The 21,016-nt window shown below is 70.5% G+C and carries 9 protein-coding genes; 3 read left to right on the top strand and 6 right to left on the bottom strand.

Annotated features, from left to right (window positions below; all coding sequences use genetic code 11):
• Positions 1-244: helix-turn-helix domain-containing protein (locus BMY04_RS13915; protein ID WP_139209861.1), on the bottom strand; the 244-nt coding region annotated here is incomplete at its 3' end.
• Positions 245-543: 299 nt separating this feature from the next.
• On the opposite strand from BMY04_RS13915, the gene BMY04_RS13905 reads away from it, so the two are divergent.
• Together BMY04_RS13905 and BMY04_RS13900 are read left to right on the top strand one after the other, a co-directional pair.
• Complete coding sequence (locus BMY04_RS13905) at positions 544-885, top strand: hypothetical protein (RefSeq protein ID WP_091181642.1); 342 nt, start codon at positions 544-546, stop codon at positions 883-885.
• Positions 875-2,290 (top strand): site-specific integrase, encoded by a 1,416-nt coding sequence (locus BMY04_RS13900; protein ID WP_139209860.1) that lies wholly within the window; start codon positions 875-877, stop codon positions 2,288-2,290. The genes BMY04_RS13905 and BMY04_RS13900 overlap by 11 nt, the downstream gene beginning before the upstream one ends.
• A gap of 137 nt (positions 2,291-2,427) precedes the next feature.
• Here BMY04_RS13900 and BMY04_RS13895 read toward each other — a convergent pair whose 3' ends face one another.
• The 5 genes from BMY04_RS13895 to BMY04_RS13880 form a co-directional block, all read right to left on the bottom strand.
• The gene (locus tag BMY04_RS13895; protein ID WP_139209859.1) at positions 2,428-8,682 is read right to left on the bottom strand and encodes a hypothetical protein; all 6,255 of its coding nucleotides are present in this window, start codon (positions 8,680-8,682) and stop codon (positions 2,428-2,430) included.
• Between the two features lie 199 nt (positions 8,683-8,881).
• Positions 8,882-11,353 carry a hypothetical protein gene (locus BMY04_RS22805; RefSeq protein ID WP_170854136.1) on the bottom strand — a complete coding sequence of 824 codons (2,472 nt, stop codon included), beginning with the start codon at positions 11,351-11,353 and terminating at the stop codon, positions 8,882-8,884.
• The gene (locus tag BMY04_RS13885) at positions 11,350-17,613 is read right to left on the bottom strand and encodes a DEAD/DEAH box helicase (RefSeq protein ID WP_091181631.1); all 6,264 of its coding nucleotides are present in this window, start codon (positions 17,611-17,613) and stop codon (positions 11,350-11,352) included. The genes BMY04_RS22805 and BMY04_RS13885 overlap by 4 nt, the downstream gene beginning before the upstream one ends.
• 239 nt (positions 17,614-17,852) lie before the next feature.
• Positions 17,853-18,128, bottom strand: a complete 276-nt coding sequence (locus BMY04_RS22395; protein WP_139209858.1) for a hypothetical protein — start codon at positions 18,126-18,128, stop codon at positions 17,853-17,855.
• Positions 18,129-18,293: 165 nt separating this feature from the next.
• A complete protein-coding gene (locus BMY04_RS13880) occupies positions 18,294-19,148 on the bottom strand; it encodes a hypothetical protein (RefSeq protein WP_091181628.1) in 855 nt (284 codons plus the stop codon).
• 643 nt (positions 19,149-19,791) lie between these two features.
• On the opposite strand from BMY04_RS13880, the gene BMY04_RS13875 reads away from it, so the two are divergent.
• A complete protein-coding gene (locus BMY04_RS13875) occupies positions 19,792-20,046 on the top strand; it encodes a hypothetical protein (RefSeq protein WP_091181624.1) in 255 nt (84 codons plus the stop codon).
• Positions 20,047-21,016: the final 970 nt, after the last annotated feature.

The following is a 21,016-nucleotide window of genomic DNA, read 5'->3' as shown; positions in this document are numbered from 1 at the left end:
GCGCACGACGCGCCTCCAGAACCGCGACCTCCACCGACGCGCTCATCTGCCGCGGATGCCCGGCCGGACGGTGCGAGCCGTCGGCCAGACCCTCGAGGCCACCGGCCTCGTACTTGCCGAGCCAGGCGTGCAACGTCTGTCTCGACACCCCGACTGCAGCGGCGACCTCGGTCACCGTGCGCCCGTCCTTGATCACTGCCAGCACTGCTTGATAGCGCTGCTCAGCCACGCTCAACTCCCTCATGAGGGAGTGTCAAGGATCAACCGGAACCGGTGTCGACCATCAACCGGAACCGCGACAAGCATCAACCGGAACCGCGATGTCAACCATCAAGCGGATCCATACACACATGAGCGGGTGGGGCGAGTGGGGCTTGAACCCACGACCGAAGGATTATGAGTCCCTTAGTCGCCTGAACATCACGCCTAGTCAGACGGCAGTCGAGGCATATTACAGCGCGTTTCGCACAGAGCCCTCGCACAAGGTGGCCGTGCTCGCGGCGCCTACTGCGCTCCCCGCATGGCGCCGGACTGTCCCTCCGCATGAACGAGACGACGCGCCCACGTGTCGACAAGGACGGTGCGTGGGATGACCGCTTCTGGACGACCGAACACCTGCAGGTCTTCCTCCATCGGGAGAAACCTCACGACCTCATCGAGCGCGACGGGTTTCCCGTCCCATTCGACCTGGGCGGCGGCCACTTGCTGTGGGCGCGGGAGGAGGTCTTCGACTGGTTGGTCACACGTCGCAGGACCAAGGAGGAGCGGCGCGCCGCCCGCGAGGTGGTCGTCCGCGAGGTTGTTGACGAAGCCACTAAGAACGAAGACGAGTTGCTGGAAGTGATCGACCGCGATGTCAGGAAGAGGCACAGACGTGAGCACTGAGACCAACCGGGCCGACGAGAGCCGAGCCTTCGTGACGAGGTCGGGGCGAGTTCGTGCGAACCCTCCGGTTAGCGGTTCCCTGTACTGGCGACTCGAAGTGCTGGACGAGAACGGCAAGCGCATCGCGCAGACCACCGGAGGGCGCACGCGAGCGTCGGCCATGAGCAAGGCGAGGGAGTTGGATCGACGTCAAACGGCCAGTACCGAGGCCGGCAAGAACGCCAGCACCGGGCACGAACTGCTGCAACACTTCCTTGATCCGGCGCGGCCCCACCCCACGAGGGGCGGACGCCACAAGCCTTGGGCGCGGAACACGATCAAGGGCTACGAGCGGATTGCTGCCTGTTACCTGGGGCCGCTCTTGTCGGCCTCGCTGTCGGACTGGAGCAAGGACCTGGCTAAGCGCTGCTACGCGAAGTGTCCTACCAACAACGAAGTGATCAAGACACGACGGCTCCTCTCGTCCATGATCACCACGGGCGTCCGCGACGACTTCCTGCGTGCTGAGCAAAAGGGCATCTACGACGTCACGGTTCCGCTCATCGCGTCCGCACGCCCGCAGCGGAGCAACCCAGTCGCACAGCACGGCGAGTCGGCTGAGCTGATCACGCCAGACGAGGTGCCAACCAATGAGGCAGTCCATCGGCTGGCTCGCGCGCTGTACGCACTGCCGGCGAGGCGGTTGCGGCGTCTGCGTCCCGACATCGCGGCCCTCTGGGAGTTGCTCGCAAATCTCGCCGCCTATGCAGGGCTTCGCGAGTCTGAGCTCTTCGCTCTCGCTGCCCCTGACGTGTTGGCCGCTGCAGGAGGGCTGCCGACGGTTCGCGTCCGTTGGCAGATGCAGGACGGGAAGCTTGAGCGGCCGAAGGGCGGGAAGCAACGGCTCGCCGTGGTCACCAGACTTACGCCTTCGGGGTACCCGCTATACGACGCGCTCATCAATCGTGCCGACGAGGCACTGCAGGAGCAGCGCGACGGGACCAATCCAAACGCTTTGATGTTCCCAGCACCTCGTGGCGGCTATTGGAACGCCTCCAACTTCTTGGATCGTCGGTTCGATGTCGCCGCCGAGATCGCCGGGTGGACGGCGCTCGAATGGTCGACACCGAAGATGGAACGACGAGTAAGTGGCGCCAGGAAGGCGGAGCTCGACGGCGACGGCAAGGTTGTGATGGTCGTACGACGAGATTGGAAGCACACCTTCCACTCTCTTCGGCACAGGTACGCGTCAACCGCGATCGACGAATGGAACTGGACCCCAGGGGAACTGTTGGCGAACGGCGGCTGGATGGACGATGCTTTCGTGAGGAACCGCTACTACGGCGCCAGCAATGTCGTGCATGCCACTGCTGCCGAGAAGCAGCGCAGAGGTCTCAGCGCGGGCGGAGCTCGGGCGGCAGCTTGAGGTTCTGATGTTTGGTTGCGTGCGACCGCACTGGGGCAGCGACCGGCCGAACTCGTCCAGCACGAAGACCTGGTGACGCCCTCGCGCGCCCGCAGCCTGACACCCACCACGCTCGCTGAGCGCGGCGGCTGTTGGGGTCAGCGGCGTTGCCAGGCAGCCGCGAGGACCGGCTCAAGGCGGTAGCGTGCCGACGACCCCGACGCGTTCAGCACCCCCAGTGACAGCAGGCAGGCGACGGCAGACTTCGGGTCGGGGTCGGACTCCGAGGCGAGGGCCTCCAGGTCCACGAGGTCGGCCCCGTCCGGGTCGTCGGCGAGCGCCTCGACGAGGTCGTCGTAGACGCGTGACACCGCCGGGTCCGTTCCAACCCCGACCGCAGCGACCAGCTCCGCAGCACCTTCGGGGGTGGCCAGCGACGCCTCGAGGCGGTCCATGACCTTCGCCTCCCCGACCGAGCTGACAGCCTGCGTGGCGGCCCGCTCGACCAGGAACGGCCAGCCGCCCGTGACGTCCAGCAGCCGTTCCACCCGTCCGCTGCCACGGAACTTCGTCGCCATGAGCGCCCAGACGCGCAACGACTCGAGGTCGTAGCGGCGCAGCGACACCGTCGACAAGGTCGGGACCTCTGCCTCCTGCGCGAGGACCTCGCGCCAGAACTTCAGCTGGCCGGTGTCGGCCACCAGGACGCTTGAGCGGGTCACCCCGGACCTGTCCGGGATCCGGGTCAGCGCCGACTGCAGGGCGGCCCGGCAAACCTCCTCGTCACGCCCGGCCAGGGAGGACACAACGACCCGCCGCTCGCCGGGGCTGCCGCCGACCAGCGCCGAGTCGAACGCGCCGCGGGTCGCCACCTGGACCACCGTGAACCGTTTTCCGATGTCGGCCGCTGCGGCTATCGCCGCGACAGCGTCACCCACCGCCGTGGCGGTGGACCCGAGCACGACACGCACCTGGTTGGCGTGGTCGCCGATGAGGTCGTCCATTTGGGAGGCCGTCAACGGCGAACGGGTGACGTTGTCGCCCATCAGGGTGTGCATCTCCAGGGCCACGTACTCGTCGAGCGGAGAGTTGTCGGCGCCGATGAGCTGGGTCTCCACCTCGGTCTCGGGACCCACCATCTTCAGCACCGCAGGACCGCGCAGCCGCCAGCCGCCCCCGTCGGAGTTGCGGGCCAGCACGCCGAGGCCCACCATCTCCGACAGGTAGGCCCGGAACCCTTCCACGTCCAGTTTCGCGAAGCCGCGCCGCCACCACGCGAGGCACTCCTCTCGCATCGCGGCGTCGCTCAGCCGGGCGTCCAAGCCAAAGGTGTGCGCGTGCCGGGCCATCACGTTGGCGATGACGTTGTACCGGGGGTCGAGGTACAGCGTCTCGCGGAACGCGTGCGAGATGTCCTCGCGCAGCTCGTCGTTCGCGTCGACGGCCTCGATGTCGCCGCGCGTGATCACGTACGGCACCCCCGATTGCCCGGGCGGAGCTACCCTGCGCTGCTGGTGCATGCGTTCAACGAGGCGGTGGCCGAACATCTGCAGCAGGAACGGTTGGTAGGAGCAGTTGGCCAGGACCCGGTTGACCAGGTCGGGCTCCTCGAACGTGTAGCCCAGCGCCGAGAGCGGCGCGGTGAGCAGGTCCAGGGCGTTCTGCGGCTTGAGCGGCCCGATGACGGTGGGCCGCTGCGCCAGGTGGGAGAACGGGCTGTTGCCGGCCACCTTGGTGAACCGCTGGACCGAGTGCAGACCGGCGAAGACGACCTTGGCGCGGTCCTGTGTTCTGGACCCGAGCTCACGGATCCGTTTCGTCTCGAGGAACGTCGGGGCGTCGGCCTCGAAGAAGCGGTCGGACTCATCCAGCAGGATCAGCAGCCGACGCGAAGAGTGCTCGCCCAGCCACGCCGCCACCGCTGCCTGAACCTTGTCGTAGGGGTTCGCGCGCGCGCCGCGCGCCGACTTCTTCTCGCCCACGACCTCGCGGTTGACCAGGTGCTGGAGCAGCGAGTCCCACAGCACGGCCGCCCCAAACGCGCTGCTGGTGCCGGTACCGATGCCGAGCGCGTCCAGCGACATGTAGATCGCGACCCGCTCACCCGGCGGCCCGGACCGCTCGAACACGGCGGCGGCATCATGCAGCAGCGCGGACTTGCCCAGCCCGCGGCCGCCGTAGATGATCTGCGTGCCGTCCTTGTCGAGGACCTGACGCCGTTCGTCGCCGCGGCCGTAGAACATCTCCGCTGCGACGAGGCCGCGCTTCTGGCGGACGTAGGGGTTGACGTTCGCAAACGGGAGCAGGATCCGCATCGTCGACTGGAAGAGCCGCCCGCCCTGAGCGGCTAGGTAGGCCAGGGCGGCGTCGTCGAGGACGACGACCGGAGCCGCCGAGCGCAGCGAACGGACAGCGAGGTCCTTGCGGACCTGGACGCTCATCGTGCCGAAGTAGGCGACGATGAGCGGGCCTTCGGCCGGGTCCTGGTCCACGTACGACATCAGCGTCTCCGCAGACGGCTGGCCCCAGACGAGCAGGATGCGGCGGCGATCGCCTGCGTTGGACCCGAACGCGGGCACCACGGCGTCGCCGTTTAGGGTCACGTCGCGGCCGTCCACGAATCTGCGGTCGCGGTGGACGAGAGCCGAGTCGAGCCGGTCGAACTTCTTCAGCTCGATCCCGATGACGCGCAGCGCCGGCAGCAGCAGCTCGTGCTCGCTGATCCGACCGCGCTGGTTCGGCGGCGTCGCGCCCAGCTTCATCCAGCCCTTCAGTGCCCCGGAGTTGAGCTCGGCGAGGTTGGCGTTCAACTTGCTGAAGTCCAGCGCCGGGCACGACGCTAAGACCTGGCGGCGCCGGGCGGCGTCGACGAGGGCGGTGGTGATGCCGGCGGGTAGAGCCTCCGGCACGGCCGGGAAGAAGCGCTGCAACTCGTCGTGGGGTTGCAGCGACGGCAGCGTCTCGTCGGTCTGCAGCAGGTAGATGAGCTCCTCGGCGGTACCGAGGTCTCCGCGGTTGATGTAGCCGGCGACCCGTTGGACGTCGGCATCTGTCACCTTAGGCTGCATCCGGGTGGCTGCCAGCCTCTCCCTGAGCCGCGTTGCTGCCTCCTGCCGGTAGTGCGGCAGCCGTTGCTTGATGCTGTCGAGGATTGCGCGCACCGCGCCCGGGTTCTTCAAGTCGCGTCTGGCGTCGTCCAGGCGAGCGGTCAGCTCCGCGTCCTGCTCCTCGGAGATCTGGTTGTTCAGCCGGGCTTCGCGCAGGGCGGCCGCGAGGTCGTTGAGCGTCTGCTCCACGTCCGCTGCGGCGGAGTGAGCGCTCACGCTGACCAGGTCGACGACTTCGTCGCTGAGCGCGGGAGCGCCGCCCGGTCCGCTCAGGAGCTGCGACTGGGACGCCTGGACAAGGCGGCGCGCAGCAGCGAAGTTCTCCCCGTCGATGTGCAGCCGGACGGCGTCCTCCCAGGAGCGCGTAGCAGCGGCGGCGAGGTCGCCGGGCTCGACGTCTGCGGGCACGCTGATCGCTCCGGTGCTCTCGTCGACGACGACCCCGACGACGTGCAGCAGGTCGAGCCCGAGGACATTGCTCACGCTTAGCTCGAAGGCGTCGCGGCCTGCGCCGCCGTCCAGCAGGGACAGGGTCTCGCCGAGCGAGGCGGCTGCGGCCGCAGCGGCTGCGGCGACGACCGGGCTGGTCCCCGGAACGACGTGTCCCAGGGCCTCGATGGCCTGCGGCGCAGCAGCCTGGACCGCCGCCCGCATGGCGGCGACCTCAGCGGTCGACCAGGACGTACGACGGTCCCCGCGCTGGCCCGCTTCGACGGCGGCCGCCCATCGGCTCAGCGGCCCGATCGCCTCGGCGGCGACGCTCATCAGGTTGCCGACGGCCGGACCGTCCATCGCCTTGCTGCTGCCGGACCTGAGTCGGCGGTCGTCGGCCTCGATCTGACGGGTGACCGCAGACGCGTCGCCGAGCACGGTCAGCGCCTCGGCGACGATGTCGAGCTTGGCACGGGAGTCAGACGACACGACCCGCAGGGCGCGGCCGATGAAGCCGTCCGCGCTTAGCCAGTCGTTGGCAATGTCGCTAGCGCGCTTGTAGCGCAGCTTCCGCACCCGGACCTGGTCGGACGCCTCGGCGGCAGCTTCGTTGATCGCCCGCCCGCTGCTAGTCGGGTCGGCCACCCACGTGAGCGGAGGAGACTGGACGAGCGCACCCTCGACGGCCCGCTTGCCGACTTCTCTCGCGAGGGTGGCGAGGTGCTGCTCGAGATGCGGTTCCGCGTCGAGCAGGCGAGCGCCAGCGGTGTAGTCGCCGGTCACCAGGGCCACCCGAAGCAGCGCGGGCACGATCAGCAGCAGGGAGGCGGTGTCGGTAAGGGTGGCAGTCTCCAAGTCCGCCAGCTGGTCCTTGATGGCCATTGCGACGCGGCCGTTAGGCGTCCGGACCGCTGCGGCCAGCGCGCTCGTGGTGAGCACGGCGGGGGCCGGCTCGGCGGTCCCGACGCTGCCGGCGAGCTCTGCGGCCAGGGCGTACCGCCCGTCGAAGATGAGGTCGGCAAGCGCCTCGTCGGCAGGGTCGAACCCGCTCTCGTCCAGGTAGTCCTCGTCCAGGTCGGCAGCGTCCGCCGCGGCCTGTGTGACCGGTATTTGCGCCAACGCTGGGTGTTCGGCGAAACTTCCCCGACGCAGGCCGTCCGAATGCTCCTCCTCCTGCTCCTGCTCCTGCGGGGCAGCGGAACCAACGGGCTGCGACTGCGCAGCCTGGTCCTCAAACGTCCCGTTGGGCACAGCAGGCGGGGTGACGGCGTCGGACGGAGCGGTGGGCTGCTCGGTAGAGAAGTGCCCGACGTGCGTCGCCGTCACCTCGGCGACAATGTCCTTGGGCGGAACCGGCGCGGCGGTCGTGTCACCGCGTCCCGCGCGGGCAGCGAGTGCGGTTTCCTCCACTGCTTCAACGGTTGTCGGCGCTGCCGTCTGGTCGGCATCCTCGGCGCCGACCTCAGCGTCTGGCGCGTCCGGCGTGGGCGCAGTGGCCCGCAGAGAGGAGGCCTGGATGACAAGGAGCGCGAGTGAGGTGTCGGCCGCGACGGCTCGCTTCTGGATGTCGAGCATCTCGAGCACCGGCAGATCGGCAGCGGTGAGATCGACGATCAGCGCGAGCGCCTGCGCAGTGGCGCGCTCGGCCGCCGACCACGTGTGAAGGTCGAGCAGGGCCTTGGCGTGGGCGGCGGCACGGCCCAGCTGGGAACGCAGCTCGTCCTGCTCGGCCGGGGCGGAGAGCTGGGCGTAGCGGGCGAGAGACTCCCGCAGCGGCAGGTCGTTGGACTGGCGCCGGTGGTCCTCGAGGGCGGCCCGGAAGCCGTCGACGCTGGCGTCGCCGACTTCTACACCCGCTGCGGAGAAGGCTGATTCGAGAGCTTCGAAGCCAGCTGCGCAGTTGAACAGCGCGCCGAGGTGCTCGGGCGAAGGGCCCCGGCCGCCGGCCAGGTTGTGTGCGGCGTCGTGCGCTGCGCGCTCTGCGGCGCTGACGAGTTCGACCAGCTCGTCCAGGTCGCGGCCCAGGTCGCGGGCGCCTGGGGCCGCCTCGGCCCCATTCGCCCCGGAGGCATCAGGGGTGTCGGCCAGCGGCTTGGTAGAGGACACCTCAGGCGCGGCCGGGGCGTTGGCGGCGTCCCTGGGCCCCTCTGTCCCGGCCCTCCGAATGGCTGCGTCGTCCGTCAGGCTCTTCTGGTCGGGGTTCTCACCGACCTCACCGGCCTCGGTCTCGGAGCCGGCGGCATCCTGCTCCGCGTCGCTCGTCCCGGACCCGAACTCGAGCTCGGGTGTTGCGGCAATCAAGGCTGAAGCGGCAGCTGCCACGCGTTCGATCGACGCGGGGTCGAGCCGCGGCGACGCGAACCACGGCTGCGCAGTGGCCCACGCCCACACGCGAGCACCGCTGGGGCTGCACGCCCCATTCGCCCACACGGAGAGCCGCAGGAGTGCCGGCGACCAGGCGGTCAGCCGCTTCTCGAGCGCGTCGCCTTCGGATGTGCCCACCATGTACGCAGCCCCCAGCACGGGTCCGCCCAGCGGGGAGGTCAGGGTGGCGCAGGCGTGTCGGCGGTCGTGGCCACCGGCGCGGCGGATCCGGGCGAGGACGTCCTGCGCCAGCGACCTGCCAACCTTCGGCGGGTTCAGGCTCAGCCCGAGCGATCGAAGGACATCTGCACGTCGGCGCATCGGCAGCGCTTGCAATGCGCCGATGATGTCGTCGACCGTGAGGTCATCGACTGCTGCCTCCAGCGGGTGGTCGACCGCTTCGAGGGCGCCGCTGAGCTCCTTGAACAGCAGGTCGCGCTGCTCCTCGTCGTCGAACCCGTCCAGCTCCTCGGTGCGCGGCGGGTATCCCTGTCCGCTGGGGCCGTACAAGCAGTCGTGCTCACGATGGGCCCGAGACGACAAGAAACCTCCACAAGTCTGGGGCACTTGGTGAGGCCCTCGTCCAAATCGGCATGTTGCTCGAAGGGGGTGCCAGTGTGACGCTTGGGCCGGACCTTACCTCCTGGTGCCGGTTTGCGTGGATGCGGCCGAGAAGTTCCTCGGCCGTGCTTGCAGCCGTGCTGTCCGCTCAACTGCCGCGGCGGAACGAGCGGACGAAGGTGTATCCGGGCGGCAGGTCAGACGATCCGCTCAGGTGGAAGGTCTCGCGCTGCTCGCGATAGGCGTCGCGCTGCGCCTGGCTGGCCTGCTGGCCTGGCTGCAGCTTTCGCAGGTGCTGGGAGACCTCGACGTCGACGAGCAGCCGCGGGTCGAGCGTGCGGGCGGCAATGAGACCCGTGAGGACGCCGGGGACGTTCGGCTTCCGGGCAGGTCCGACGACCACGGTCGGGGTGTAGACGAGCACGGTCACCGGCACCGTTTCCGGTAGGGGAGGGCTCACCCAGCGCAGGCGGCCGTCGAGCCCGGCCGGCAGACGCCTCAGCTTCGCCTGGGAGACCAGGTCGTCTACGGCCAGCACGCACGCCGCGCGGTCGGCGCCGCTGGCCTCCGGTCCACAGGTGATCTCGATCGCCCTCGCCTGGGGGAGCGTGGCGCGGCCGTCGGGGTCGAGTCGTCCGGCCTGGCGCACGACGCGCAGCACCCGTGCCGGCCAGGTCGGTGCGACGTCTTCGGCCTGGCTGCCGGAATGCGTGGCCTTCCAGCTGCCGGGGCCCCGGCCGAGGTCGGCGTTGTCGCGGGTGAGGACGGCTGCGTCGTAGCGGTGCTCGATGAGGAGCCCGTCGACGGTGACGGGGAAGTCGAGCAGGGTCGTGGAGGCGGTGATGCCGCGCCCGCCGCGCTGCCAGGTGCACATGAGCCGTAGGGCGGGGTAGAAGTCGAGCGGCCATGTCACGCCGGCGACGGTCCACGTCGTGGCTCCGTCGCGGGCAGTGACGGCCTGCGACGCTTCCTCCGGCTCCAGTTCGGCGCCGGCGTGGTGCAGCGCGAGACGCAGCTCGGTGCCGTCGGAGACGGAGCTGTGCCACAGCTCGGTGACCTTGGCCGGCACGGGCAGGTACGACCCCGTCAGGTGGACCAGGCGCAGGGTCTGCGTCCACATCACCTGCGAGTCGGTGACGTTGAGGACGTGGCCCTCGTCGTTCAGCTCGTCCGGCTCCGGCTCCGGGGCAGGTTCTGGTGCGGGCTCGGGGGCGGGCTCTGGCTGGAGAGCAGGCTCGGGCTGCGGTTCCGGTTCCGGTGCGGGCTCGGGTTCCGGGTTCGTCGGCGGCTCAGTTTGGGGAACCTCGGGCTCGACCTGGCCTGTTGCCTCCCGCCAGCCGAGGCCGAGCGGCTCGGCCACGTCAAGACCGGGCTCGGCAACGCCGGGACGGTGCGTCCGCCACACTCCGCCGTGCTGCCAGGCGTCGTCGACGCGCAACGACACGTCCCCGGCGAGCAGGCCGGTGTCCGGGTCGGACTCGCGCCGGCCGAAGTCGGCCACAACGGTGTTCGCGTGGACGACGGCGGCGGCGTACTCGACTCCGCGCAGACGTTCGTCCGCGCCGGAGAACAGCTCGAGCAGCGGACCCACCGCGGTGTACGCCGTCGCCGTGGTGTCCGATGCTGCGGAACGTCTCCTCGTCCGGGGTGCGGCGGCCGCGCTCTCGAGGCGCCCGGCCAGCAGCGCGAGATCCTCACCTCCCAGGGCACCGGTCGAACCCAGCCGCCGGGCGAACGCGTCCCGGCTGAAGGCGTAGGCGCCCCACAGCCGCACCGACGCCAGCCGGGACAGCACGTAGGCCACGGTCGCGAACATCCCGGCGAGGGCGTCAGCCATGTCATCGGGGCCGGCGCCGGGGGCGAGCACCGTCGACAGCGGCAACGGCGCGGCTGCCGACATCACCTGCTCATAGGCGCTCGTCAGCAGGAACCGCTGGTACTGCGCCGACTCCGACCCAGCCGGTGACCCGGTAGTGGACCCGTCGGGGTAGGTGGCGTCGAGCAGCAGGTGGCCGCGCGGGTCGAGCCAGCGGGCGTTGCGCCGGAGCCTCGACAGCTGGACCTCGGTGGCGGAAAAGCCGGATATGAACGCGTCGAAGTCGAGGACCAGCCTCTCGGCGCTGGCCACCGCCGCTGCGCCCTCAGGTGCCGCGTGCGTACAGTCGCTGGGGCTGCTGCCGGTGGTGGGGTCCGTTGCGCCTGCGGGAGCGCCGGACAGCCAGGCGGGCACGGCCGCGTCCGCCCCGACCGCCGGGTGGTTGCCCTCGCGGTAGACGACCTCGCCGTAGAGCGGCCCGGCTCCGGTGGCGACGGCGACCATCGCGCCGACCGGCAGCGCGGCCGTGCACGTGCGGTGCTCGACACGGACGAACGCGTCGAGGTCCAGCGGCCCGCCGACGTAGCCGCCGGAGTCGAGGTCGTAGCCGAAGTAGGCGGCGTTAAACGCCACGTTCACGTGCACCGGCGCCGGCCGGGCTCCAACGAGGGCTTCCAAGTACCCGCTCAGCACGGCCAGCTCGTCGGCGGGGACCTGGGCGGGCCCGGCTGCCATGGCGGCGGTCAGGACGGGCGGGTCGACGTACGGACGCCAGACGTGGACCCGGTCGATGACGTCGGTCATGCCGCACTCCCCGCTGCGGCTGCTGCGGCTGCCGCCTGGGCTGCCTTCGCGGCCTCCCGGGCCACATGGCCGGTGTAGCGCCACACCGACCCGAACTGGACGACCTTGTCGTCGTCCTGGAGACGGGCCAGGGAGTCCTCGATGTCGCCGAGGCGCACTGACGGGCTGGACCCGAAGTGGCGCGAATTGACCAGGGCGGTCCGCAGCCGGCGGCGCTTCTTGGTCCGCGGGTTGTAGTGGGAGTCGTCGCCGCGCAGGGCCCGCTGCAGGTCGAGCACGTGCACCCCCTGGTAGACGTCCCACACGAGCCGGTACACCTTGTCGTCGAGGCGCCTTGCGGCGAAGGCCGCGTCGGTGCGGGTGCCGGCCGGTCGCGGCTTCGGCGTCTCCAGCGCGTCGGCCACCTTCGGTTTGACCTGCCCGGCGGGCCAGTCCCCTCGCGCCCAGCACGCCGAGCAGCGGTTGCCCGCGTGAGAGCAGCAGCCCGGTGGCAGGTCGGCGACGCCGAAGTAGTCGGCCAGCTTCCGGTTCGCGCACACCGTCGAGTCGGAGAAGAAGTCCTGCAGGTACCCGATCTCGACCGCCGCGCGAGCTGCCTTGCCTGACACGGCCGCTCCGAAGCCGGGCGGCATCGTCGTCGTGTGCACCCGGAGTCCGGACACGAGGCGCCGCGACGGGGCGGCGGACACGTCGAGGACGCCGCGGTCGTGCAGGTCGGCGAGCAGCTGCCATGTGCTGGCGGCGTCCTCGGCCACGAGGCGGTAGCCGGGCACGGTCTGGGTCAGGTGAGTGTCGAGCCGGGCTACCGACAGCCGGGCCCGGTGCAGCGTCCGGTCGCTCGTGCGGACCGGCAGCGCAAGGACGGCAGCGACGACGGTCGCTTCCACGCCCGCCAGCGCAGCGAGCTCCGCCTCCAGCTGCGGGTCCGCCGCGGTGCCGCTGCCATGGTCGGCCTCGCTCGGGTGCGGTGCGACGGCCAGCAGCTCTCCGGCCTTGACCGCGACGTGGGGCGGGAAGTCGCCGAGGTCGTCGACGGCGTGCAGCGCCGCCAGCGCGGCGAACGCCCGGACGAGCCCGGCGGCGTACTCGTCGGCGGTGCGTGACTTCGCGGCTTCGTCGGCGTCGAGGCGCCCGGCGGTGACGTCCTCGCCGATGAGGGTGTCCGCGACCCTGGCCGCGTTCAGGACCGGTCCGGACGCCAGCACCGCCTGGCCCATCCGGTGCAGCAGGGCGGGCTTCAGGTCGGTGGAGGTCATGAAGCGTGCCGTCCGCAGACCGCGACCGGTGAGCAGTGCGAGGCCGACGTTGGCCGGGGCGTCGTCTCCGTCGGCCGGGGCCGGTTTCCCGGCGGCGTCTCGACCGCTGCGACCGACCTGCTGGTAGAGCGACGCGAGGTCGGTGGGCGCGGACGCGCAGTAGACGGTGCGCACGTCGGGCCGGTCGATGCCGAGCCCGAACGCGGACGTGGCCACCACGATGAGCGGGGCGAACCCTTCCTCCCCGGCCTTGGGCGCCTCGCGGAACTCGGTGAGGACCGACGACTTCTCCGCTTCCGTGAGCCGGCCGTGGAAGCGGCGCACCCGGGCAGCACCGTCGCCGAGGAAGTCGCGCAGGTGCGCCGACAGGGCGACGACCTCCTTCACCGTCAGGCAGTAGAAGATGGCGTGCTCGGTGACCGCGGACGCGACCTCCTCGGCGAGGCCGCCGCTGATCGCCGGGCCGGCTGCGGCGATGGAGCGGCGGAAGATGGCCAGTTCGGGCCGGATCGGGTTCTCCCGCACGGTCAGGAGCCCATCGGCGGAGGCTCCTTCGGCGGCCTCCGTGTCAGCGTCGACGTCGGGGGTCAGCCCGAACACGCCTTCGCGCAGCCCGGCCTGCACCGTCCGGTTCGCGGTCGCGGTCAAGGCGGTCACCGCGAGCCCATGCTCGGCGCGCAGTTGGGCGAGGAACATCTCGACGCGGCCCATCGACGGGCGGAAGTCGTCCCACTGGACGAACGTGTGCGCCTCGTCCAGCGCGATACGGGTGATGACTCCAGACGCGACCGCGGACCGGACGAGCTCGCGGAACCGGCGCTGCGTCAGCCGCTCCGGGGAGACGTACACCATCCGGATGCCGTGGTCGCGGCGCCCGAGCAGCTGGTCGGCCACCTCGGTCTTGCCCGCTCGTGAGCTCGACTCCCGCAGCGGCGCCACGAGAGCCCGGACGGCGCCGCCGACGGACCGGTTCAGCGACAGCGCCTGGTCGGTCATCAGCGCGACCAGCGGCGAGACGACGATGGTGACCCCGGGCAGGACCAGGGCGGGTAGCTGGAAGCAGTACGACTTCCCGAACCCGGTCGGAAGCAGCCCGAGGACGTTACGTCCGGCCGCCACGGCGGAGATCACCGTCTGCTGCGACGTCTTCAGGTCCGCCGGCTCGTCGCGCAGCGCGAGCAGCCCGCCGATCTTCGCCGCCCGGGTCAGCACCTCCGCCTCCAGCGTCCCGGCAGCCCGGTGCTGATCGACGTCGACGGGCGTCATCGCCAGCCGGCGGATCTGGCGGGTGTACGGCAGCAGGGTGTGCTCCTCGAGCGCGTCCGGGGTGGACAGCTCGGCGGCGCGGGCCGCGGAGAGCAGTCCCTGCTCGGCGAAGAAGGACCAGATGCGCGCCCAGCCGTCGGCCATCGTGACGACGTTCCCGCCGCCCCTTTCGCCGGTGTCGAGGTCAGGGAGCAGCAGCTCCGGGTCCAGCGAGCCGAGGAACGTGCGCCGGTAGGCCCGGCGCAGCGCGGTCGCACCGGCGAGCTTGCGGTCGCTGATGATGATGACGCCGCGGTGACGTTCGGACCGGATCAGCCGCCCTGCGGCCTGGCGCAGCTGCAGCGCGGCCAGCGGCAGGTAGTACAACGACGTGGCAGCCGCGTCCGGGTCCTCCGCGTGGCCGGCGAGGGCCCGTTCGGTGACGACGGCCCGGCGGGCCTCGATGACGGGGTCGGCGAACGGCGCGAACGGCAGCTTGTTGATCCACAGGACCCGCAGACGGGCCTCGTCGTCGATGTCGACGCCCTGCCACAGCCCACGGGTACCGACGAGGAACCCGCCGCCGTACTCGCGGTCCTTGAACTCGTCGACACCACGACGGTTGCCGAGCACGAGCGCGGACCGCACCGGCGTCCTGTTCTGGCGGCGGCGCAGGTCGGTGGCCAAGTACTCCGCGATGCCGCCGGCGGTCGAGCGAGCGGTGGTCAGCACGAGCGCACCCCCGTCGAACCCCCCGCGGCTCTCACCGACCGCCTGCGGGTCCTGGAGATCGTCCGGGTCCTGGAGGACGTCGGGATCGTCCTGGTCGACCTCGGTGACGACCGCGTCGGCGTAGCCAGCGAGCTGGTGCGCGACGGTCCGCATCGCCCCTTCGGACTGCTCGGCCCACGACGGGAAGTCGGAGAAGCAGACCAGCCGGGCCTGCTGGCCCATGTCGAACGGGGTGTCGAGCGCGAGGGTGGCGATGCCGCCGCCCAGCCCTAGCCGGGTGCGGATGAAGTCCCAGCGACCCGCGACTCGCAGGGTCGCCGACACGTAGTAGGTGCGCGCGAACGTGGCCAGGAACTGCTGCCAGACGACGTCGGCGCCGAGCTCGATGGGCGCCGACGTCACGGAGAACTTGTAGTAGCGCAGGTCGCCGCGCAGCTGCTCGAGCTCGCTGGCGTACACGACCCGGTTGGACGCCCCGGGCGGCAGGTCACCGAGGACCACGTGGTCGCCGTCGAGCACGTCGCCGGCCTTCGTGGCGGCGAGGTCGTCGGCCTCCTCGTCGACCCCGCCCTCCTCGTCGTTGGTGACCGACGGCAACGAGGCGTCGTCGGCCCGCGTCGCTGCGATGGTGACCGGGTCGTCCTCGGAGCCGTCGCCCGGGTCGCCCGTAGCGCCCGGAGCACCTGGACCGCTCTGGGAAGTCCGAGCTGCTCCCGCCGTTGGGTCGTCGGAGGGTGCGGCGGTGGCGCGGCCGACGACGTCGTCGATGTCGGCGACGATGCTCTCCGCCGACGCGGTGACCAGCCCGGACCCGGCTTGGAGTGCGGCGACCCGTTCGACCTCGAAGAAGTCCAGGACGCCGCGGTGCTCGGCCACGTAGGAGCCGACGGCTCCGTTCAACGCCCGGCACTGCCCGCCGAGGCGCAGCATCAGCGACCGCAGCGTCCGTACCTGCGTGAGCCCGGCGACGCCGGCGTAGTCGGAGGCGAGGGTCACGGTTCGCGAGCCGACTTGGGACAGTGAGCCGCTGCGCGCGTCGAACGTCTGAGCGGCCGCTCGCGGCAGCTGCTCGTCCTCGAGCAGCATGCCGAGGTTGGTCACGGCAGCCTGGACCGCCTCCCGGCTGGCTCCCGCTCGGGCGTTACGGACCCACGCGGCCAGGTCGGCGTGCAGGTTGGTGACCGCGCGGTAGTCGAGCACCGTCGACAGCGCCGACGTGGCCGCGTCCTCCAGCTGGTGGGCCTCGTCGACGATGAGGAGCGTCTCGGTGCCGACCCCGGCGAGGTCGTCGAGGTGGGCCAGCATCAGCGCGTGGTTGGCGAGCAGCAGCCGGTGCGACGACAGCGCCTCACGGACGACGTCGGTGTGCTGGGCCATCGGGGTGTTGACGGTGGCCGCGTACTCGCCGTTCGACGCCTGCGACAACGACTCCAGCCACACCGGCACCGCCTTCGGCAGGTAGCCGGAGAAGAACGGCGGCAGGTCGACCGGGTCGACGGACCGGGCGGTCCAGCCGGACTCGACGCCGCTGGCGGCAAGGAACCGCAAGGTGATGAAGACGAGCAGCTCACGGAAGCCGGCCTGGGTCAGGAACCGGTTCCGCTCCCGAGGCCTGTTTCCGCCGAGGCTGCTGGCATCGGCGAGGGCGGCGACGAGCGCGCGGACCGACAGCCGGCTCGTCTGGCCCTTGACGACGTCGCAGGAGTCGAGCAGCCCGAGCCCGGGCAGGTTCGCGTCGAGGACGACCACGTCGTCGGCCAGCTGTGCCTGGAGCTGCTTGGTAAACGTAGTGATGATCGCGGTCCGGTCGCTGCCGCCGGCGAGCCAGTCAAGGGCGGCGGCGAGGACCGCGTAGCTCTTCCCGGTCCCAGTGGGTGCCTCGACCATGGCGGGGACCCCGCGGTCGGCCCACTCGTGCATCGCCGCGGTCATCTGCTCCTGCGCGGGCCGGGGCCGTGCCGCGGATCCGCGGGCGATCGACGCCAGCTGGCCCGGGTTGACGCGTCCGGTCGCGTCGCGCAGCTCGCTCCCGACTTGTAGCGGCTGGCGTCCGGCCGGCCCGGCCTGGCGCCGCGGCGTGTGCGCGGCGAGCTGCGTCTCGAGCACCGCGGCAACGTCCGGCTGACGCAGGGCCGGGGCCTCGGTGTCGGCAGGCAGGACCAGCGACCACGCTCCGGAGTCGGGGCAGACGGCGGCGACGAGCTCGCGCAGGTCGGCGGGCCAGGCGGCGACGACCTCCCGGGCGCTGCCGATGAGGAGCTCGAGGAGCTTGGCGTCGTCGACGGCGTCGTGCCAGCCGAGCCCGGTCCGGTCGACGCCGAGGTCGTCGCACAGCTGCGCGAGCCGGTGGCTGGCCGCGCCCGGCCACAGCGCGAGGGCGAGGTAGTAGGCGTCGACGTGGGCGACGTCGAGCCCGGGGAGCTCTTCCCGGGCGAATGCGTCGGTCAGCATCGGCAGGTCGGCGACGGTGCCGTTGTAGGTGACGAGCAGGTCCGCACCGGCGCAGAACGCGTGCAGCGCCGTGAGGGCGTCGACCGGGGCGACCGCTTCCGCGGCGTGGCGTTCGCGCACTGCAGTGGAGCGGATCTCCCAGGTCTCGTCCGGCAGCTGGAGGAACCGTTCGAGCTCGGGCCACTCGGCGCTCCACTGCTCGTCCGCGCCTGAGCGGACAGCGCCGAGCTGGAAAATGCGCTTGTCGGTGAACGGTTCCACGTCGGTCGTGCGCACGACGGACTCGAGGTCGACGTAGACGACCCGGCCGCGACGCTCCGCTGCCGGAGACGGGTCCGCATCAGGGGCCGATGCATCTCCGGGGACGCTCAGCACACCTGCGTCCTCGACTAAGGCACCGGCGGCGAGGGCCTCCCCGACGAGCACGGCGAACACCTGGTCGGCCAGCCGCGGGGTGGTCCGCCGGGCGGCTTCGAGCAGCGCCGCAGCCGACAGGCCGGCGCCGCTCTGCGCGACGAGCGCGACGAGCTTGCGCGCAGCCGGCTTCAGCGTCGATTCTGCATGTCCGTCGGACAAGCTTCGACCTCCTCGGGGTTGCCGTCACGGTAAACGACGACACCGACAAGACGCGGCCGGTTCATGAATGCCACCCGCCGCCTTCTATGACCTTTGCCCAGGCATCTGCCACCTCTTTGACGCGATGAGATAGAACCACGAGAAGCGGACGGCTCTGCGCCCGCGAGCTGGACGAGGCGGTCTGGAGCATCGTGGCGGGGAAGAGACCGAGGCGGGAAGTTGGGCCTGGCCACTGTCTTCTACATGCCCTCACGAAGATTGAAGTCCGGCAGCACGCGAGGTGATGATGGGTTGTCAGTCGGTCCGAAGACATGTGGGATGACGCGGTCCGGATGTGGCGCGACAACCAGCAGGCTCTTGAGCTCGCGCTTCGGCGATGCCTCGACATGGACTTCGTCGAGTTCGGTGGCCGCGGAATGGCCGAGGAAGCCACCGGGCTGCCCATCAACATCCGTCAGGTGCGGTGTGCCGGGTGCGGTAGAACGCTCGAACTGAGCGGTGGCGAAGCAGCTCATGTTTCGCTGCTCCCAGGTCGGAGGCCATTGCGGGCGCGGCTGTTGGATGCTTGAAGTCACCTGGAAGCTGCCCTTCTGCTCCCGGTAGTGACGGCGCGAGTGGAAGCGCGAGTGAGCTGTTCGGGGATCCCTCGTCGTGCTGCACGTTGCAGGTGAGGGTTGCTGCTACCCCCCGTGCCGGGGGTGAACACGGTCGTATTCGCGGAGCGCCTCAGTGAGGCCCAGTGCGGGGGCGTGGTACACGACCCGTGCTCGGTGATTGACGGCACGGATGCGAGGGGAGTGCGTGTCTTGCTCTCTGCGGGTTAGGTCGCGGCGAACCGAGCGCCAGCGAGTGCTGCCGTTGGTCGTGTAGCCGGACTCCGCGAGCCGCTCGACGACCTCGGTGGTGTCGAGTGCTCTTCCTTCCAGCTGGCTCGCTCGGAGGACGATGCGCACGGCGGCCTCGCGGGCATTCGGGGCCGGCGCGGGCCAGGGGTTGTGGCGGCCTCCGAGTGCCGCCTGATGGAGGTGTTCGGCGACCGTGTCGGCCAGGTACAGCGTTGCCTGAAGCGCCCTCGGACGCTTGGCGAGGCGCCCGGCGGCGGTCTCTGCGGCCGTGTGCGTGTTGGTAAGGGCGAGCGTCCCGAGGTCGGTGCTCAGCCGCTGGATGACGCGGCTCTCGAGAACGAGGAGCTGGTCACTCCTTGGCGGGACACGGCAGTGCAGCAGGGCCATGCCCGTCGGGCGGATCGCCCTTTGAGCGACGACCCAGTGTGTCCAGGAGATGCCCGCTCTTGTCGAGTGCAGCGCTTGGGACATCCCCACGTAGCCGCCGAGGAAGGGGAGCTGGGTATCAGTCCGGTGACCGATGATGGCGTAAAGGGTTGAGTTCCGCACGGCGAGGCGGCGGTCGGCGGCGCTGTCGGGGACGTCGCTTACGAACTCGAGGTCGATGCCTGGAGCCAGGCCTAGCGTGAGGGTTGGCACTGGGGGCAGCTGTTCGATGTGGTTCTGCGCGGCTGCGAGCGTTTGGGCCAAGATGTGTCCTTCCGGTTTGTTGCAATGCAACGAGACTGGTCGGACAGCACGGTGATCGAATTTGCGCTTGCGGTGTTTTCCGCCGTGGTTTCGGCCCAGAACGCCTGCGCGATCGAGCAGTCTGAACGGATGGCGACCGAAGCAGCTCCGGAGGGCCGCGGTTCTGGTGGTGCGGGCACCGGCTCGTGCGTCGGCCGGGGATGCACTCCCGAAGCGGGTCGGGATGGTCGCACGTTGCTGACGGCATCAGGCTGCTTTCCGCACCGGCCTAGGCCATCGAAGTCTCGTCATTGGCAGCTCTTGGACACAGAGCCGTGCGCCCTCGGCCTTCACGGGACACGTTGCTGTTTCGTCGGTGGAGAACCCACGTCGCTGGTCCCTTGCTCTGGTGCAGAGGGTTCAGGACCGGGTCAGTGCTGGTGAAGAGCCCGAGTTCTTCGGGCATGGGTCCCATCCCGGCACCCACAAGGCCGGCCCCGGCAGTCCATACACGCCTTCCGTCCTCGCTCACGGGGAAGGGGCGTCGAGGACAGGGGACGCCAGCTCGCGTGGTTGACCAGCCGAGGCTGCGAAGGCCACGCCGAGTGGCGAACCCGTGCTCTGCCGCATGATCGGCGAGCCACCACGCCCAGGTGGTCCGGTCTTGGGCGATCTGCTCGCGGCGTGCTACGACAGCGCCGGTGGTGCCAAGGTGACGGGCGGCCTGGGGCAGGAATGCGAGGTCGACGTGCCAACGGGCGTCGTGGTCGAGCGTGGCCAGTCCTGCCGAATGGAGGCGTGCGAGGTGATGACGCACCGTGCGCGCCCTGAGGCCGGAGCGCAGGACGAGATCGGTGACGGAGGATGTGTCGCGGTGGAGCAGGTCCAGGAGCACTCCGGCGTAGCGGCCGAGCCCTGAGGACGTCATCGCATCGTGCGCGCGCGCGGCGAGGCCTACCTCGAAGGTCGGACGGGGACGCGGCAGACTGGCGGGTGTCCCGCGGGGGCTGGGGCGCCGGTCTAGTGTCCCACCTGAGGTCAGGCCTACGAGATCGACCTTGAAGTCCCTGGGGACCTGCAGCGCGTACGTCGCTGCTAGGCGTCCTCGTCCGGGAGCGAGTTGCTCGAGCCAGCCGGCCCGGCGAAGCCGATCGATCGCTCGGTGTGCCGCGCTCGTACTAACCCCCGTTTCCAACCCAAGCGTGCGTACGTCACATGCGACGGCGGCTGTCCCGCACCTGCGTGCCAGGGCGAGCAGGAATTCCAGCACTGCACGCTCTGACGGGCCCCCTTGCCCTGCCCAGCGTGCGGGGTCTGCCCCTGCTGCGTTGGCGACGTCGTCCACGACGGGCGGCAGGGCGCGGGTATCGCACTCGCGCGGATTGGCCAACAACCACGCGAGGCGGCCCCTCCACATGCGTTGGGCGGCTTGTTTGACGTCGCGTCGAGCTCGCAACGTGCCGACGGCGCGTCGGCTGCGCAGGTGCTCGAGCCCCATGTTGTCGTGGTCGAGTACGGCCTGGAGGAACTCAGCGAAGGACCACCCGGCGCAGGCCATGGAAGCTGCAAGAGATGCTGCGGTGACCGACCTCGAAGTCGCGTTGGGGTCGCCGTCTCGGAGCCGCTGCTGCTGGGAGAGCGACAGATCGCGCCGCGGTCGGGGGAGCTGGCGTTCCCCGCCCACGACGGGAAGCGCCAACAGCACCGCCTCGTCCTCAAGCCGGGTGCGGCGGTCTGCTCGAGGACCGGCGCCTGTCAGCTGGCGAAGCCTGAGGAAGGCGGCGCTCGGGTTGCCCTGGCGCAGCACCTGCAGGGCGGTGGCGGCTTCGCCGACGATCTCGCTGCGGCCACCCCCACGGTGCGGGGCGCCCGGCGGACGGATGCAACCG

The sequence above is a fragment of the Microlunatus flavus genome (assembly GCF_900110855.1).
GTDB lineage: Bacteria > Actinomycetota > Actinomycetes > Propionibacteriales > Propionibacteriaceae > Microlunatus > Microlunatus flavus.
The sequence above is the reverse complement of the archived record's forward strand: the minus strand, read 5'-3'. Positions and strand labels throughout refer to the sequence as shown.

Excerpts from the sequence above, each read along its gene's own strand:
- BMY04_RS22805 (WP_170854136.1), bottom strand. The coding sequence starts at position 11,353 with ATGACCGACGTCATCGACCGGGTCCACGTCTGGCGTCCGTACGTCGAC.
- BMY04_RS13905 (WP_091181642.1), top strand. The coding sequence starts at position 544 with ATGAACGAGACGACGCGCCCACGTGTCGACAAGGACGGTGCGTGGGAT.
- BMY04_RS22395 (WP_139209858.1), bottom strand. The coding sequence starts at position 18,128 with ATGAGCTGCTTCGCCACCGCTCAGTTCGAGCGTTCTACCGCACCCGGC.